Annotated in this window: 14 protein-coding genes, 1 tRNA gene and 1 riboswitch (1 of these 16 only partly in view); of the genes, 6 read left to right on the forward strand and 9 right to left on the reverse strand. The window is 61.2% G+C overall.

Annotation, left to right across the window (positions count from 1 at the left end):
* Together msrQ and msrP are read right to left on the reverse strand one after the other, a co-directional pair.
* On the reverse strand, positions 1-492 hold the 5' portion of the coding sequence (gene msrQ / locus LOKVESSMR4R_RS16250; RefSeq protein WP_087210690.1) for a protein-methionine-sulfoxide reductase heme-binding subunit MsrQ. 126 nt of this gene lie to the left of the window's left edge; the window shows 492 of its 618 coding nt (coding positions 1-492); its start codon is at positions 490-492; its stop codon lies beyond the left edge, outside the window.
* 26 nt (positions 493-518) lie between these two features.
* The gene (gene msrP / locus LOKVESSMR4R_RS16255) at positions 519-1,421 is read right to left on the reverse strand and encodes a protein-methionine-sulfoxide reductase catalytic subunit MsrP (RefSeq protein WP_087210693.1); all 903 of its coding nucleotides are present in this window, start codon (positions 1,419-1,421) and stop codon (positions 519-521) included.
* A 275-nt stretch (positions 1,422-1,696) separates the two neighbouring features.
* Here msrP and LOKVESSMR4R_RS16260 point away from each other — a divergent pair, with 275 nt between their 5' ends.
* The gene (locus LOKVESSMR4R_RS16260; protein WP_087210696.1) at positions 1,697-2,173 is read left to right on the forward strand and encodes a fasciclin domain-containing protein; all 477 of its coding nucleotides are present in this window, start codon (positions 1,697-1,699) and stop codon (positions 2,171-2,173) included.
* A gap of 138 nt (positions 2,174-2,311) precedes the next feature.
* Here the strand turns inward: LOKVESSMR4R_RS16260 and clpB are convergent, their stop codons facing one another.
* The gene (gene clpB / locus LOKVESSMR4R_RS16265; protein ID WP_087210699.1) at positions 2,312-4,924 is read right to left on the reverse strand and encodes an ATP-dependent chaperone ClpB; all 2,613 of its coding nucleotides are present in this window, start codon (positions 4,922-4,924) and stop codon (positions 2,312-2,314) included.
* A 151-nt stretch (positions 4,925-5,075) separates the two neighbouring features.
* Here clpB and pyrF point away from each other — a divergent pair, with 151 nt between their 5' ends.
* Entirely contained in the window at positions 5,076-5,792 is a 717-nt protein-coding gene (gene pyrF / locus LOKVESSMR4R_RS16270) for an orotidine-5'-phosphate decarboxylase (RefSeq protein WP_087210701.1), read from the forward strand.
* 5 nt (positions 5,793-5,797) lie between these two features.
* Here pyrF and LOKVESSMR4R_RS16275 read toward each other — a convergent pair whose 3' ends face one another.
* The 4 genes from LOKVESSMR4R_RS16275 to LOKVESSMR4R_RS16290 form a co-directional block, all read right to left on the reverse strand.
* On the reverse strand, positions 5,798-6,274 hold the full coding sequence (locus LOKVESSMR4R_RS16275) for a DUF305 domain-containing protein (RefSeq protein ID WP_087210704.1): 477 nt from the start codon (positions 6,272-6,274) through the stop codon (positions 5,798-5,800).
* A gap of 80 nt (positions 6,275-6,354) precedes the next feature.
* Positions 6,355-6,627: an NfeD family protein gene (locus LOKVESSMR4R_RS16280; protein WP_087210707.1), complete on the reverse strand. Its 273-nt coding sequence runs from the start codon at positions 6,625-6,627 to the stop codon at positions 6,355-6,357.
* Position 6,628: 1 nt separating this feature from the next.
* Positions 6,629-7,519, reverse strand: a complete 891-nt coding sequence (locus LOKVESSMR4R_RS16285; RefSeq protein WP_162290742.1) for an SPFH domain-containing protein — start codon at positions 7,517-7,519, stop codon at positions 6,629-6,631.
* Between the two features lie 26 nt (positions 7,520-7,545).
* The gene (locus LOKVESSMR4R_RS16290; RefSeq protein ID WP_087210710.1) at positions 7,546-8,802 is read right to left on the reverse strand and encodes a D-amino acid dehydrogenase; all 1,257 of its coding nucleotides are present in this window, start codon (positions 8,800-8,802) and stop codon (positions 7,546-7,548) included.
* Between the two features lie 123 nt (positions 8,803-8,925).
* Positions 8,926-9,011: riboswitch (glycine riboswitch) on the reverse strand.
* Between the two features lie 125 nt (positions 9,012-9,136).
* Here LOKVESSMR4R_RS16290 and LOKVESSMR4R_RS16295 point away from each other — a divergent pair.
* On the forward strand, positions 9,137-10,390 hold the full coding sequence (locus LOKVESSMR4R_RS16295; protein WP_087210713.1) for a DNA polymerase IV: 1,254 nt from the start codon (positions 9,137-9,139) through the stop codon (positions 10,388-10,390).
* A gap of 18 nt (positions 10,391-10,408) precedes the next feature.
* Here LOKVESSMR4R_RS16295 and LOKVESSMR4R_RS16300 read toward each other — a convergent pair whose 3' ends face one another.
* Positions 10,409-11,272, reverse strand: coding sequence for an N-formylglutamate amidohydrolase (locus LOKVESSMR4R_RS16300; protein WP_087210715.1), 864 nt, complete (start codon positions 11,270-11,272; stop codon positions 10,409-10,411).
* Positions 11,273-11,425: 153 nt separating this feature from the next.
* Between LOKVESSMR4R_RS16300 and LOKVESSMR4R_RS16305 the strand changes: the two genes are divergently transcribed.
* The 3 genes from LOKVESSMR4R_RS16305 to LOKVESSMR4R_RS16315 all read left to right on the forward strand — a co-directional run bounded on the left by LOKVESSMR4R_RS16305 (position 11,426) and on the right by LOKVESSMR4R_RS16315 (position 13,068).
* Positions 11,426-11,500: transfer RNA gene (locus LOKVESSMR4R_RS16305), tRNA-Val, on the forward strand.
* A 73-nt stretch (positions 11,501-11,573) separates the two neighbouring features.
* On the forward strand, positions 11,574-11,699 hold the full coding sequence (gene ykgO / locus LOKVESSMR4R_RS16310; protein WP_010141322.1) for a type B 50S ribosomal protein L36: 126 nt from the start codon (positions 11,574-11,576) through the stop codon (positions 11,697-11,699).
* A 169-nt stretch (positions 11,700-11,868) separates the two neighbouring features.
* Positions 11,869-13,068, forward strand: coding sequence for a PPC domain-containing protein (locus tag LOKVESSMR4R_RS16315; RefSeq protein ID WP_087210718.1), 1,200 nt, complete (start codon positions 11,869-11,871; stop codon positions 13,066-13,068).
* A 10-nt stretch (positions 13,069-13,078) separates the two neighbouring features.
* On the opposite strand, the gene LOKVESSMR4R_RS16320 is transcribed toward LOKVESSMR4R_RS16315, so the two are convergent.
* A complete protein-coding gene (locus LOKVESSMR4R_RS16320) occupies positions 13,079-14,545 on the reverse strand; it encodes a peptidoglycan-binding protein (protein ID WP_087210720.1) in 1,467 nt (488 codons plus the stop codon).
* Positions 14,546-14,556 lie beyond the last annotated feature (11 nt).

The following is a 14,556-nucleotide window of genomic DNA, read 5'->3' on the forward strand; positions in this document are numbered from 1 at the left end:
CAGGATCACGGCGATATAGGACAGTTTATGCAGCTGCTTCCATGTGGCCGGCCCGAGCTTGCGGATCGCCAGATTGTTCGAGGTTACCGCCAGCGGGATCAACAGCACGAAGGCCAGCATCCCCACCGTCACATAGGGCCGCTTGACGATTTCGGTCCAGACACGCCCAAGGCTTTGGACATCCAGCACCGCGAAGACCAGAAAATGCGCGACCACGAAGAAGAAGGCGCATAGCCCGATTGCGCGCCGAAACTTGATCAGGTTCACGCCACTCCATTGCCGCAGCGGCGTCACCACAAGGCCCGCCACCAGCAAGATCAACGCGATTTCCCCATAGCTGCGTTCCAGCACGTTGATCGGTTCCACCAGATAAGGCCCCTGCTGGGTCAGCGCGCGCCAGAATTCCCACGCGCCATAGGCCGCCGCCAATAGATAGAGCGGCCAAGCCGGAACCCTGCGCAAAGCGCCATTGATCCTTGCCGAGACTGTCATGAGCTATCCAACCGGGTCCGCAGCCGTCAGATGAACACCGACAGGTCCATACCTTCGTATAAAGGCGCAACTTCGGGATAGCCGTTGAACATCAGCGTGTCGTGCCGGGCCGCGAACAAGCCGCTGCCGATGCGCCGTTCGGTGGCCTGGCTCCAGCGGGGGTGATCCACATTGGGGTTCACATTACTATAGAACCCATATTCGCGGGCATTGGCGATATTCCAACTGGTTGGCGGTTCTTCGTCGGTCAGGGTGATCCGCACGATCGACTTGATCGATTTGAACCCGTATTTCCATGGCACCACCAGCCGGATCGGCGCGCCGTTCTGGTTGGCGATAGGTTCGCCATAGATGCCGGTCGCCATAATGGTCAGCGGATGCATCGCCTCGTCCAGGCGCAGGCCCTCGACATAGGGGAAATCCAGCACGCGGCGTTGCACGCCGATCATGTTTTCGGGCTGCACGACGGTCTCGAAAGCGACATAGCGCGCGCCCGCCTGCACACCGACCTTGTTCAGGATATCGGCCAGTTCGATACCGTTCCAGGGGATGACCATGGACCAGGCCTCGACACAGCGGAAACGATAGATCCGGTCCTCGACGGTCAGACCCGCCAGCAAATCGCCCAGCGCGTAATCGCCGGGACGGTCCACCATGCCATCCACGGTGATCGACCATGGCGATGTCACAAGCTGGTGGGCATTGGCCGCAGGATCACCCTTGCCGGTGCCGAATTCATAGAAATTATTATAATTGCGGATCTCCGCAAGCGTGTTGGGTTCCAGCCCTGACTGCGCATCCGCCATCCTGGGCACCAAACCGATCGCACCCAGCCCAGCGGTGCCCGCAAGAATCTGGCGCCGGTTCAGATAGGCGGCTTTTGGTGTGACATCTGCGGGGGTCAGCGTGTTCTTCCAGCGATAGGCCATTGTCGGTCTCCGTTTCAGGTCGGTTACGTCTTTATACGACAAAAACCGGGAATGGTTTCTCACGATGCTGGCAGAGGATGAAATATGCCAGTTTTTGCACGGGATTTTCACAAGTTTTCACGGGACAGTGATTTGAAATGACGCAAAGCGCTGGCTTAGGCCGCGCGCCCTTTGCGTCAAGCGGCATGAGCGGGAATCCCCCCTGATCCAGACCCAAACCACTGCGTAAAAACTGCGATGCCAAAGACAGGCATTTCCAATCAAAGGAACTTAACATGCTACGTAGAACTTTCATCGCAATCGCCACCACCACCGCCTTGTCGTCGGTTGCTTTCGCTGGCGGGCATTCCAAGGATATCGTGGATACGGCTGTCGAAGCGGGCACATTCACCACGCTGGTCGCCGCTGTCGAAGCTGCCGGTCTGGTTGAGACGCTGAAAAGCGACGGCCCGTTCACCGTATTCGCCCCAACAGACGAAGCCTTTGCCGCCCTGCCCGCAGGCACTGTCGAAGGCCTGCTGGCCGATCCCGAAGCCCTGGCCGCGATCCTGACCTATCACGTCGTCCCCGGTGCCGTGATGTCGACCGACCTGTCGGATGGCATGACAGCCACCACTGTCAACGGCGCTGATATCACCATCGGCACGATGGGCGGTGTGACGGTCAATGGCGCGAATGTCGTGGCCGCCGATATCGCGGCGTCAAACGGCGTGATCCATGTCATCGACGCGGTGATCCTGCCACCGATGTAAGACCATTCGGTCTGAACAAGAAAGCCCCGGTCAGTGACCGGGGCTTTTCGTTTTCAGACGCTGCCGGAAGCGGGCGTTGATGGCGCTGAAGCCTCCGGCGGGGATATTTCGGCTCGGAAGATGCGAAAGGCTTTGGCCTTAATGCAACGGCAGGTTTGGCGGGGCGATCCGGCTGCTGGTGGCGACACGGTCGCCCACGATCAACCCATCGGCCCCGGCCGTGACCTTGATCACATCGCCGTCCATCACATCGCCGCCAAGGATCATCTCGGCCAGCTGGTCCTGCAAGGCGCGCTGGATCACCCGTTTCAGCGGACGCGCCCCGAACACCGGATCATAGCCTTCATCGGCCAGCCATTGCAGCGCGGCATCATCCAGATCAAGGCTGATATTGCGCCCTGCCAGACGTTTGGCCAGCAGACCCAGCTGGATCGTCACGATCCCCGCCATGTCATCGCGCGCCAGACGGTCGAAGATGATGGTTTCATCCAGCCGGTTCAGGAATTCAGGCCGGAAATGCGCGCGTACCGCATCCATCACATCGCGCTTGGCCGCGCTGGAATCGACCCCGTCGGGCAATTGGCTGAGCGCTTGCGCGCCAAGGTTCGACGTCAGGATGATCAGCGTCTGTTTGAAATCGACATGCCGCCCCTGACCGTCGGTCAAAACCCCGTCATCCAGTACCTGCAACAGCACGTTGAAGACATCGGGATGCGCCTTTTCGACCTCGTCAAACAGGATCACCTGATAGGGGCGGCGGCGCACGGCCTCGGTCAGCACACCGCCTTCGTCATAACCGACATAGCCCGGAGGCGCGCCGATCAGCCGCGCGACAGCGTGTTTTTCCATGAATTCGGACATATCGATCCGCACCATGGCGCTGTCATCGTCGAACAGATATTCGGCGACGGCCTTGGTCAATTCGGTTTTCCCGACGCCGGTTGGCCCAAGGAACAGAAACGACCCGAGCGGGCGGTTTTCGTCGTTCAAGCCCGCCCGCGCACGGCGCACGGCATTGGCCACGGCGCGCACGGCGGATTTCTGGCCGATGACGCGTTTGCCCAGCTCGTCTTCCATGCGCAACAGCTTGTCACGCTCGCCTTCCAGCATCTTGGACATCGGAATACCGGTCCAGCGTTCGACCACTTCGGCGATCTGTTCGGGGCGCACGGCCTCTTCGACCATCAGATCATCGCTGGCTTCAACCTCGGCCAATTGCCGTTCCAGCTGCGGGATCACGCCGTAAGACAGCTCGCCCGCTTTCGCGAGATTGCCTTCGCGCTTGGCGATATCCAGATCGGCGCGCGCGCGGTCCAGTTTTTCCTTGGCGCCGCGGGTGTCTTCGAGCTTGTCACGCTCGGTCTGCCATTTCGCCGTCATCTCTGACGCGCGGTCTTGCACATCGGCGAGTTCCTTTTCCAGCTTGTCCAGCCGGTCCTTGGAGGCTTTGTCATCCTCTTTCTTCAACGCCTCGGCCTCGATCTGCAATTGCAGGATCTGACGGTCCAGCGCGTCGAGTTCTTCGGGCTTGCTGTCGACTTCCATGCGCAAGCGGCTGGCGGCCTCGTCCATCAGGTCGATCGCCTTATCCGGCAGGAAACGGTCGGTGATATAGCGGTGCGACAAGGTGGCGGCGGCGACCAAGGCCGCATCGGAAATCCGCACGCCATGGTGCAATTCGTATTTTTCCTTGATCCCGCGCAGGATGCTGATCGTGTCCACGACGGTCGGTTCCTCGACCATCAGGGGCTGGAACCGGCGGGCAAGGGCTGCGTCCTTTTCGACATATTTGCGGTATTCATCCAGCGTGGTCGCGCCGATGCAATGCAATTCGCCCCGCGCCAATGCAGGCTTGATCAGGTTGGCGGCATCCATCGCGCCATCAGCCTTGCCCGCGCCGACCAGCGTATGCATCTCGTCAATGAACAGGATGATTTCACCGGCGGCGGTTTCGATTTCCTTGAGGACAGCTTTCAGCCGTTCCTCGAATTCGCCGCGATATTTCGCACCGGCGATCAGCGCCCCCATATCCAGCGCCATCAGACGTTTGTTGCGCAGGGATTCGGGCACATCGCCATTGACGATGCGCAAGGCCAGGCCTTCGGCGATGGCGGTTTTCCCCACACCGGGTTCCCCGATCAGGACGGGGTTGTTCTTGGTCCGGCGCGACAGCACCTGCATCGCGCGGCGGATTTCCTCGTCGCGTCCGATGATCGGGTCGATCTTGCCTTGCTCGGCGGCTTCGGTCAGGTCGCGGGCGTATTTTTTCAGCGCATCGAAACTATCCTCGGCGCTGGCGCTATCGGCCGTGCGGCCTTTGCGGATATCATTGATCGCGGCATTGAGCGCCTGTGCGGTGACGCCGCCGGCATCCAGCGCATCCTTGGCCTTGGATTTCACCAAGGCGAGCGCGGTCAGCAGCCGTTCGACAGGCACGAAACTGTCGCCCGCTTGTTTGGCGATCTTTTCAGCCTCGTCCACCACCTTGGCGGTCAGGTTGTCCAGATAGACCTGCGCGGCATCGCCGGTCACCTTGGGCATCTTGGCAAGGCTCGCATTGACAGCGCCCAGCACATCGGCCGGGCGGCCACCGGCACGGGTGATCAGGTTGGCGGCAAGGCCTTCCTCGTCATCCAGCAGGGCTTTGAGCAGGTGTTCGGGCGCCAGCCGCTGATGGCTTTCGCGCATTGCGATCGTCTGGGCGGCTTGAATGAAACCGCGCGACCGCTCGGTGAACTTGTCCAAGTTCATGAGTCTCTCCTTTATAAAGCGCCCATTGGCGGACATGCCCGGCTTTGCGGCACATGCCCAATTGGGCCTCATCCCATAAATGGGTGGACAGGATTGATTGCGCAAGACCCGGCCAGGGGCTAGACCGCTGGAAACCGCGAAAGGACCCGCCATGCCTGATGACCGCCTGATCGTTGCCCTTGATGTGCCAAATGTGGTGGCCGGGCTGGAATTGGCCGCAAGACTGGGCGATGCCGTATCCTTCTACAAGATCGGGCTGGGGATGCTGACTGGCGGCGGTCTGGCACTGGCCAACGAGCTGAAACAGGATCAGGGCAAGCGCATTTTTCTGGACATGAAGCTCTTCGATATCGGTGCCACGGTCGAGGCCGCCGTGCGCGGCATCGCACAATTCGATCTGGATTTCCTGACCGTGCATGGCGACCCGCATGTGGTGCGCGCCGCAAGGCAAGGCGCGGCGGGGTCCGAGATGAAAATCCTTGCTGTGACGATCTTGACCTCGCTGGACCGCGCCGATCTGGACGCGTCCTGCATCAAGGCCGGCGATCTGGCTGATCTGGTGCAGGAACGCGCGGGGCTGGCGTTTTTGGCGGGGGCCGATGGCGTCATCGCCTCGCCACAAGAGGCGGCTTTGATCCGCGCCCTGCCCGAATCCGCAGGCAAGCTGATCGTCACCCCCGGCGTGCGGCCTGTCGGCGCTGATCTGGGTGACCAGAAACGGGTGATGACCCCCGCCGAAGCCATCGCAAATGGCGCCGATCATGTCGTCGTCGGGCGGCCCATCTGGCAATCATCCGATCCCAAAGCCACCGCCGAAACCATCCTGCGCGAAATGTCATCGCCACAGGCGACTTTGCCCAATCATTGATTGACCTATTGCCCGTCGATCGGGGTTGTAGCCGCTGGCCCACCTTCCAGATCAATGATCAAAGCGCGCATTTCGGCAATTTCCAGCCGCTGGGCCGCGATGATCTCTTCGGCCAGTGCCACAACGCGTGGATCCTCAAGATCGGCGCGTTCACTGGTCAGGATCGCAATGGAATGATGCGGGATCATCGCCTTCATCCAGGCGATCTCATCAACGGTGGCCTGGCTGCGCAGCAGATATAAAGCGGCGACAAAGGCCAGACCGCTGCCCAGAAAGATCGCGGCATTCACGGCCTTGTTGCCATACATGCCCAGCATGAACGACAGCATGATGACGGCCATCGCCGCCCCCATATACAGCGCCATCCATGCCCGCGTCTGGCTGAAATAGACGTGATCAAGCGCATAGCTGTTGAGATACATCAGGCCATACATGACCAGCGTCGAGGTGGCGATCATGGCGGCAAATCTGTAATACGACATCGCTTGTTCCTTTCTGTTCCCATGACAGAACCGGATTTGCGCCGTATTCGTTCCGCTTTTCGCGGCTGCGATGCCGTAGCTTAATCGTTGATATCGGTTTCCCAGACCTTGACCTGCCCCTTGCGCAGCCGGAAAAACCGGCGCATCGCAAGATAGGACAGCAAGGACAGAAGCGCGAAGATCACCAGCATCAGCGCCAGACCGGTGGCGTTGATGCCAAACAGGATCAGCAGCCCCATCAGCCCCGCCCCGACAGCGAATCCCAGAAAGATATAGCCCGGAATAAGGACCTCCAGCGTGGCAAGGATCAGCGCGCCCGACATCCAGACCCACCATTCAGCCCATAACATCATATCACCGCCCCTTCAGCATCTTGAACGCATCGGCGAATGCATCCAGCGCATTGGCCGGCAGCACCACGGTCTGGTTGCCCTGACCTGCGCCCATCTTCGATATCGCCTCGACCTGTTTCAGCGCAACCTGATATTGCGCCGCTTCTAGGCCGTTTTCGGCAATGGCACCCGCGACAACCTGCGTGGCATAGGCTTCGGCATCGGCCAGCACCCGGCGCGCCTTGGCTTCCTGCTCGGCGGCATAAAGATCGGCGTCGGCCTGCAATTCGACGGCGCGCTTCTTGCCCTCGGCCTCTGTCACCTGCGCGCGGCGGGCGCGTTCGGCGTTCAGCTGCTGCAACATGGCCGCGCGCGTTGCCTGATCCAGATTGACGTCAAGGATTTCGGCGCGTGTCACCTCGATCCCCCAATCATCGACCTGTTGCGAGACTTGGTCGCGCACCGCCTCGATCAGGCGGCTGCGGTTGGCCTGCACCTGATCCAATTCCATCCGGCCGATCTCGGAGCGTACGATCCCGGCCACAGTGGTAGAAATCGCAGCATCGACATCGCGGATGCGATAAACGGTCTTTTCAGGTTCGATGATCCGGTAGAACACAGATGTTTCAACCTGCACCAGCACGTTGTCGGACGTGATCGCATCCTGCGTCATCGGGGGCAATTGCCGCTCGAGGATGGAGACCTGATGGCGCACCCGGTCCAGAAACGGCACGATGAAATTGATGCCGGGGCCAAGCACCGATTGCAGGCGGCCAAGGCGTTCCACCACGAACTTTTCCGATTGCGGCACGATGCGCACACCCGCCATGACGCAGATGATGATGAACACCGCCAGCAAAAGATAAACGATGTTCTGGCCAAAAAACTCTGCCATAAATTGATCCACGGGCATCAACGCATCCTTAAGTTGTGTCGCGCTCAGTTAGGCACGGTTGACGGCGATTGCAAATCAAACTGCGCCTTGCTGTTGCTTTTGAAGCGCGCGGCGATCGTCGCACCGATCGCATCGGCCGTCGCGGGGCTCAGCGTCCAGCCCAGGTGGCCGTGGCCGGTGTTATAGAACACACGGTCATTGCGGCCCGGCCCCACCCGCGGCATCATATTGGGCATCATCGGACGCAGCCCCGCCCAAGGCACACAATTCTCGGTAGATACGTCCGGGAAATGGGTTTCGCACCATTGGATCAAGGGCCGGACGCGGCGTTCCAGAATATCGCGGTTTTCGCCGTTGAATTCTGCCGTGCCCGCAATGCGCAACCGGGTCTTGCCCAGCCGCGAGGTGACGATCTTGGCCTTGTCATCCAGCAAGGAGGTGCTGGGCGCCGCCGCCTGACTGGCCGCATCATCCAGATTGACGGTGATCGAATAGCCCTTGACCGGATAGACGTTCACGCGGTCGCCCAGCTTGGCCGCGAATTTGCGGCTGGCGACACCGGCCGAAATGACGATGCCGTCAAAACGGGCTTCATCCCCGCTTTCGACATAAACGCCATCGGGGCGGACATGCAGATCGGTGACCGGCGCGCCAAGGCGAAAGCTGACACCTTGCTTTTGCAGCCAATCCGCCAGCCCGACGGTGAATTTGTGAATATCACCGGTGCTGTCGCTTTCGGTCCAGAACCCCCCGATGATATCGCCGCGCAGGGTCGGTTCGCGCGCCAGCACCTCGTCGACGCTCAATTCATGACGCTCAAGGCCACCTTCGCGCAACAGCCGGTTGACCATGCGGGCATGGCGCAGGTCTTTGTCGGTCTTGTAGAAATGCAAGATACCCGCCGGGCTGAAATCGAAATCCACGCCGGATTTATCCGCCATTTCCGCCAGCCCCGCACGCGCGGCCACAGCCAGCCGGGCAGTCTTGACCGTGTTGGACTTGTAATTGGGGATATTGCCCAGAAATTCCATCATCCAGCTGACCTTGTGCCAGCCCGGACGCGGATTCACGAACAAGGGCGCATCGCCCTGCAACATCCATTTGATGCCTTTAAGAACGGTGGACCATTGGTTCCAGACCTCGGCATTGGACGCGCTCAGCTGGCCGCCATTGGCGAAACTGGTTTCCATTCCGGCGTAACGCTGGCGGTCATAGACCGTCACGTCAAACCCGCGGATCATCAAGGAATAGGCAGTGGTGACGCCGGTAATCCCGGCACCGATAACAGCAATCGAAGGCATGGCATTTCTCCGCCAATGGCGCTTGCGCGCATTTGCCCCCACCGTTGCTGTGCCTGAGAGATTCACCCAGATCGCGGGGCTTGCTCCTTCGGCGGACCATCAAAGGCCACTCTTCGGCGTGTTGCACCCCAACCGGTCCTTTTGCCTGAGAGTGACCGGGGCGGTTGCTCCTTCGGCGACGGACATCCGTTCTCTCCCGGATGGCGTGTGATGACATGGCCATAAGCCGGAACCCACCACGGCGCAAACAGATTTCCGCATCTTCCGAGCATAAATATCCCCGCCGGAGGCCAGAAGTCTCTTTTTTACGCAACTGCCCGGTCTATGATGCGCCATGCCCGCCCTATGCCGCGATTGCCTCACTACATTCGACAGCGACACCCGCTGTCCAGCCTGCCGGTCACCGCGCGTGACACGGCACCCCGAATTGTTCGACCTCGGCATCGCGCATATGGATTGCGATGCTTTCTATGCCTCGGTCGAAAAGCGCGACAATCCCGCGCTGGCGGATAAGCCGGTCATCATCGGCGGCGGCAGGCGCGGGGTGGTCTCTACCGCCTGCTATCTGGCACGGATCAAAGGCGTCAAATCCGCCATGCCGATGTTTCAGGCACTGAAGCTCTGCCCCGAGGCGGTGGTGATCAAGCCCCGCTTCGATGCCTATGTCAAAGCCTCGCGCGCGATCCGCGCGATGATGGATGAACTGACCCCACAGGTCGAACCCCTGTCGCTGGACGAGGCCTTCATGGACCTGCGCGGCACAGCAAAACTGCACCATGCGCCACCTGCGGTCATGCTGGCGCGGCTGATCAAGCGGATGAAAGATGAATTGGGCCTGACGGGGTCAATCGGTCTGTCGCATAACAAGTTTCTGGCCAAGGTCGCGTCGGATCTGGAAAAGCCGCGCGGCTTTTCGATCATCGGCAAGGATGAGACCACCGCATTCCTGCGCCCGAAATCAGTGCGGCTGATCTGGGGGATCGGCCCTGCGGCGCAAGCCAGCCTCGATTCCGCCGGTATCCGCACCTTTGATGATCTGCTGCGCTGGGACCGGCGCGACCTGCAGGCACGATTCGGCAGCACGGGTGAACGGCTTTACGCGCTCGCACGCGGCGAGGACGCGCGCCGGATCAGCCCCAATGCGCCGGTCAAGACATTGTCGAATGAAACCACCTTTCACGAAAACACCGCTGACCCCGATATTCTGGACGGCCATCTGTGGCGGATGGCCGAAAAGGTCAGCGCGCGGGCCAAGGCCACCGACAAGGCAGGGCGGGTCGTGCAGCTGAAACTCAAGACAGCGGATTTCCGGCTGATCTCGAAACGGCAAAGCCTGCATCACCCGACGCAGCTGGCCGATACGATCTATCGCATAGCACGGGGGCTTTTCGATCAGGTGCCGGGGGCCGGGCCTTACCGGTTGCTGGGGGTCGGCCTGTCCGAGATCACGCATGCCGCAGATGCGGACCGGACCGGCGATCTGCTTGATCCTGCGGCAGGGCAACGGGCCAAGGCGGAACAGGCCACCGACCTGATCCGGCAAAAATTCGGGGCCGCGGCGATCATCAAAGGCCGGGCGCTGCGGTAAGGTGGATCATGATCCACCCTACTCTGCGGCGACGCGCAGATCGGTGATCCGTCCAATACCGGCAAGGCTGGCGATCACCCCGTCCAACAGGTCCCGGAACGCCTCGAAATTGGCACCGGGCGTCAGGGTCTTTTCATTCATGTAAAGCGCGCGGTCGATCTCGACCTGAATGGCATGCTGCTGGCGTGACGGGCGGCCATAATGCTGCGTGATATAAGCCCCCGCAAAAGGCATGTTGCGCGCCACTTTCAGCCCCGCCGCGACAAAAGCGGCCTCGACCTGATCCACCACCACGCCCGAGGCGGTCGCCCCGAAACGGTCTCCGAGCACGACATCAGGGCGGCCCGCACCGGGTGGGCCCATGTTTTCCAGCGCTTCATGCGGCATCGAATGGCAATCAATCAGGATCGCCTGACCGAAATCAGTCAGGTTTTGATCCAGCAACATCTGCAAACGGTCGTGATAGGGCCGCCAATATTGGGCGACCCGGTGATGCGCCTCGACCAGCGTCATCTTGCCGCGATAGATCTGCCGGCCATTCGCCACGACACGCGGAACAACGCCCAGACCGCTGGCAATACGCGGGTTATGGGCGTGACGCCGGGCGCCCTCGATCAGGGCCGGGTCAAATTCATCGGGTCCACGATTGAGATCTAGAAAAGCACGCGGCGCGGTGGCTGTCAGGAACGGCGCGCCATGCAGCGGTGCCGATGCAAAGAGCAGATCAACGAATGCATCTTCGGAGGACCGGATTTCCTGCGCATCCAGCACCGCGCGGCGCAGAAAGGCCGCAGGATAATCGCGCCCGCTGTGTGGCGAGGCGAAAACAACGCTGGTCGAACGCGTCTCTGGCAGGGCAAGATGATAGGGCGATGGCGGCAATGAAACACTCCTTCACAGCCCCAAGCTAGCGCATTTCTGGAAATGAGCAAAAGCCCTTGATCCCTGTTCCGACTCCTTTTATAGACCGCACGACTGACGCGGTTCATGCCGCGTCCTATTTCTTTGTAGGACGCATCAGACCGCCGACGGCATGGATGATTAGCTCAGCGGTAGAGCACTTCGTTGACATCGAAGGGGTCACTGGTTCGATCCCAGTATCGTCCACCATGAATTCGCGGGGCTTGCCCCATATTTTAACCCAAGGCGCAATCCGCGCGCCGCGACATGAAGGACACGCACCATGAAGGTCCGTAACTCCCTCCGCTCGCTCAAGCAGCGCCATCGCGATTGCCGCGTCGTGCGCCGCAAGGGCCGCGTCTATGTGATCAACAAGACGCAACGCCGGTTCAAGGCCCGTCAGGGCTAAGACCTGCAACAGCAGCAGATCGAAAAAGGTCGCATCCTTCGGGGCGCGGCCTTTTTCTTTGCGCTGGGTTCATGAAATTGAAGGCTCGGGGTCATAGAGACTGGCCAAACACGGCGGGGCTGTCATAGGCTCGCGCTGCTCTCGGTTTGATTGTCATAGAGGAAAGCACATGGCCCGTAGATCCCTTTTCCAACCAGCCGCATTATCGTTCCTTTTGCTGGGCATCGCCGCCCCTGCGTTCGCGCAGGACCTTTGCGGTGGCACCGGCGCTGGCGGCCAGTGGATCGGCGGCAACGAAAGCAGCTCGGATATCACAACAGCCGATAATTTCCGCGAACAGATGGCGCTGGTGCTGGGGGGCAATGATTATGTGGCCCTGTTCACGCTCTCGGCTGCGACGGATGTCCGGCTGGAGGCTGCGGGGCGCGGGGCGGGTGATCCGATGATCGACCTGCTGCATGCGGATGGTCGCCTGATCCTGTCGGATGACGATTCCGGTGGCAATGCCGCAGCGCGCGCCGAAACCAGCCTTGACGCCGGCACCTATTGCATGGCGATGCGCAGCTATGATGGCGGGCCGATGACCGCATTCGTCCGCATCGGGCGGCAGGACCATGCCCCCCTGACCGAAGGTATCAGCCTGCAGGGCGATCCCGGCACCAGCGGCACTTGTTCCGAGGCCATGCCGATTGGCCCGCTGGGCAGCAGCGTCACCGGTTCGGCCTTCGACACCCCCTATTGGAGCTTTACCCTTGATAGCCCCACAGCGGTGACCATCACTGCGATGAACGAATCTGCTGATCCGGTGATCACGCTTTTCGATGCCGCCGAGAATTACATCGCCGAGAATGACGATTATGACGGGTTGAATTCACGCATCGACATGACAGAACCGCTTGGCGCGGGGACCTATTGCATCGCGCTTGATGCCCTGTCCGATGACAGCGCACCGATCACCCTGACGGTCAGCGCATATAACCCGCAGGCCGCCTTGCTGGCGGTCTATGACCGCGGCGATGCGGCACCACCGCTGGACGGGACCGTGCCGGTGACCGAGCTTGGTCTTGTGAGCACCCGCATCCGGCAGGATGTGAATGCCAGCGCCAGCGCCTCTTGGTTCACCATCGATGTCGACACGCCCGGCCTGCTGGTGCTGGAAGCTATCGGCAATGCCAGCGCCGATCCGGTTCTGGTGATCTTTGACGATCTTGGCCGCGAGATTGGCCGGAACGATGATTATGGCAACGGGCTGGACAGCCTGATCGCGGCACGGGTGGATGCCGGGACCTATGTCGTCGGTGTGTGGAAATACGGCGAAGGTCTGGGCCTGATCCGCCTGCTGATCGAACGCTACGTTCCCGCCCAATAAGCGGCAGGCCTCAGCGCGCGAATGTATCCGTCAACAGGCGCGCCAGCGTCGGCTGATCCAGATAGCCGGTTGCGGGCAGGCTGCTGCGGGCCTGATAGCGGCTGATGGCCGCGCGCGTGTCACGGTCGAACCGGCCATCGACAGCACCCGGCGCATCGCCCATCTGCTCCAGCCTGCTTTCGATCAGCCGTGCCATGACCGGGTTGATGTTCAAACCATCCTCGATTGCGCGGGCCTGATCGGTGCTGTCGTCATCCTGCAACGCCTCTGTGGCCTGATCCGCGAACAGCCCTTGGGGATAGCGGTTCAGATAGGCGCGATAGCCCGCCTGCGTGCCGCGCGCGCCGGTTTCTTCCCAATAGGCGCGGTCCAGCCTTTCGTCCTCGGCCTGTGCGCGGGCAGCGGCGGCATCGGCTTCGGCCTGTCGGCGGCTGGCCTGCGCGTCGATCCGGCTGATCTGTTCGCGCGTCAGATACCCGGTCTGCGCGAACCCGTTGATCTGTTGCCAGTTGCGGATCGCGCGGCGGGTGCCTTGGCCGAAAATGCCGTCCACGCCGCGCGTGTCATATGCCAGCAGGGTCAGGTCGCCTTGGATCGCACGGCGGTCCGCGCGGGTCAGGCCCAGCGCAGTTTCTGTCTGTTCGGCAAGGCGGATCGGGTCGTTTTCGATCTGATCCAGCAGGCGGCGGGCCTCGGCGGCATAGGGGCTATCGGGAAAGCCGAGCAGGAACACGCGATAGGCATCGGCGGTATTTTCGGCCTGTGCATCCTGCCAGAATGGCAAAGCGGCATCATTGGGACGGGTGGTTTGGACAAGGCCCGCCTCTTCACGTTGCATGACAAGGCTGCGGGGCTGATAGCCCAGCACCTGCACCGCACGGGTATTGCGCGCGAAAGCCATCACATCGGCCCCTTGCACGGCAACCGCATCGATCACGATATTATCGGCAACATTCGGCGGCCCATAAAGAACGGTCACGCCCTGCGGGATGTCCAACTCTCCCAGACCCTGACGCAGATAGGGGTCAATCCGGCTGGTATCGCTGATATCCAGCCCAAGGATCAGCAGGCCACGCCCCGGCGTCTGCGCAAGCACGGCAAGAACCGAATCGATCGACAAAGCCTTGTCCAGCGAGAACAGGCCGGGCTGCGCTGGCGCATCACCGGCCAGCAGCCATGTCCGGCGGCCATCGGTGACAAAGCGCCCCGAGAGACCAATCACCAGCCGGTCGGCACCCTGCTCATCCTCGGCCAGGCGGTCCAGCAGACGGCGCATATCGGCCGCGGCGCCGTTTTCCAGCGAGCTGACAGCATAGCCCGCATCCCGCAGCGCACTGATCCCGACGACAATATCCGTCGCCCCTGCGACACGGCGGAACGCATCATAACGGTCGACCCCCATCAGCAAGGCCGCATCATCCGCCACAAGAGGTGTCGTCAGCATCACAAAGGCGGCGGTCAGGGTCCATCGGCGCATCGGCTGTCTTC

The organism is Yoonia vestfoldensis (genome assembly GCF_002158905.1).
GTDB classification, from domain to species: Bacteria; Pseudomonadota; Alphaproteobacteria; order Rhodobacterales; family Rhodobacteraceae; genus Yoonia; species Yoonia vestfoldensis_B.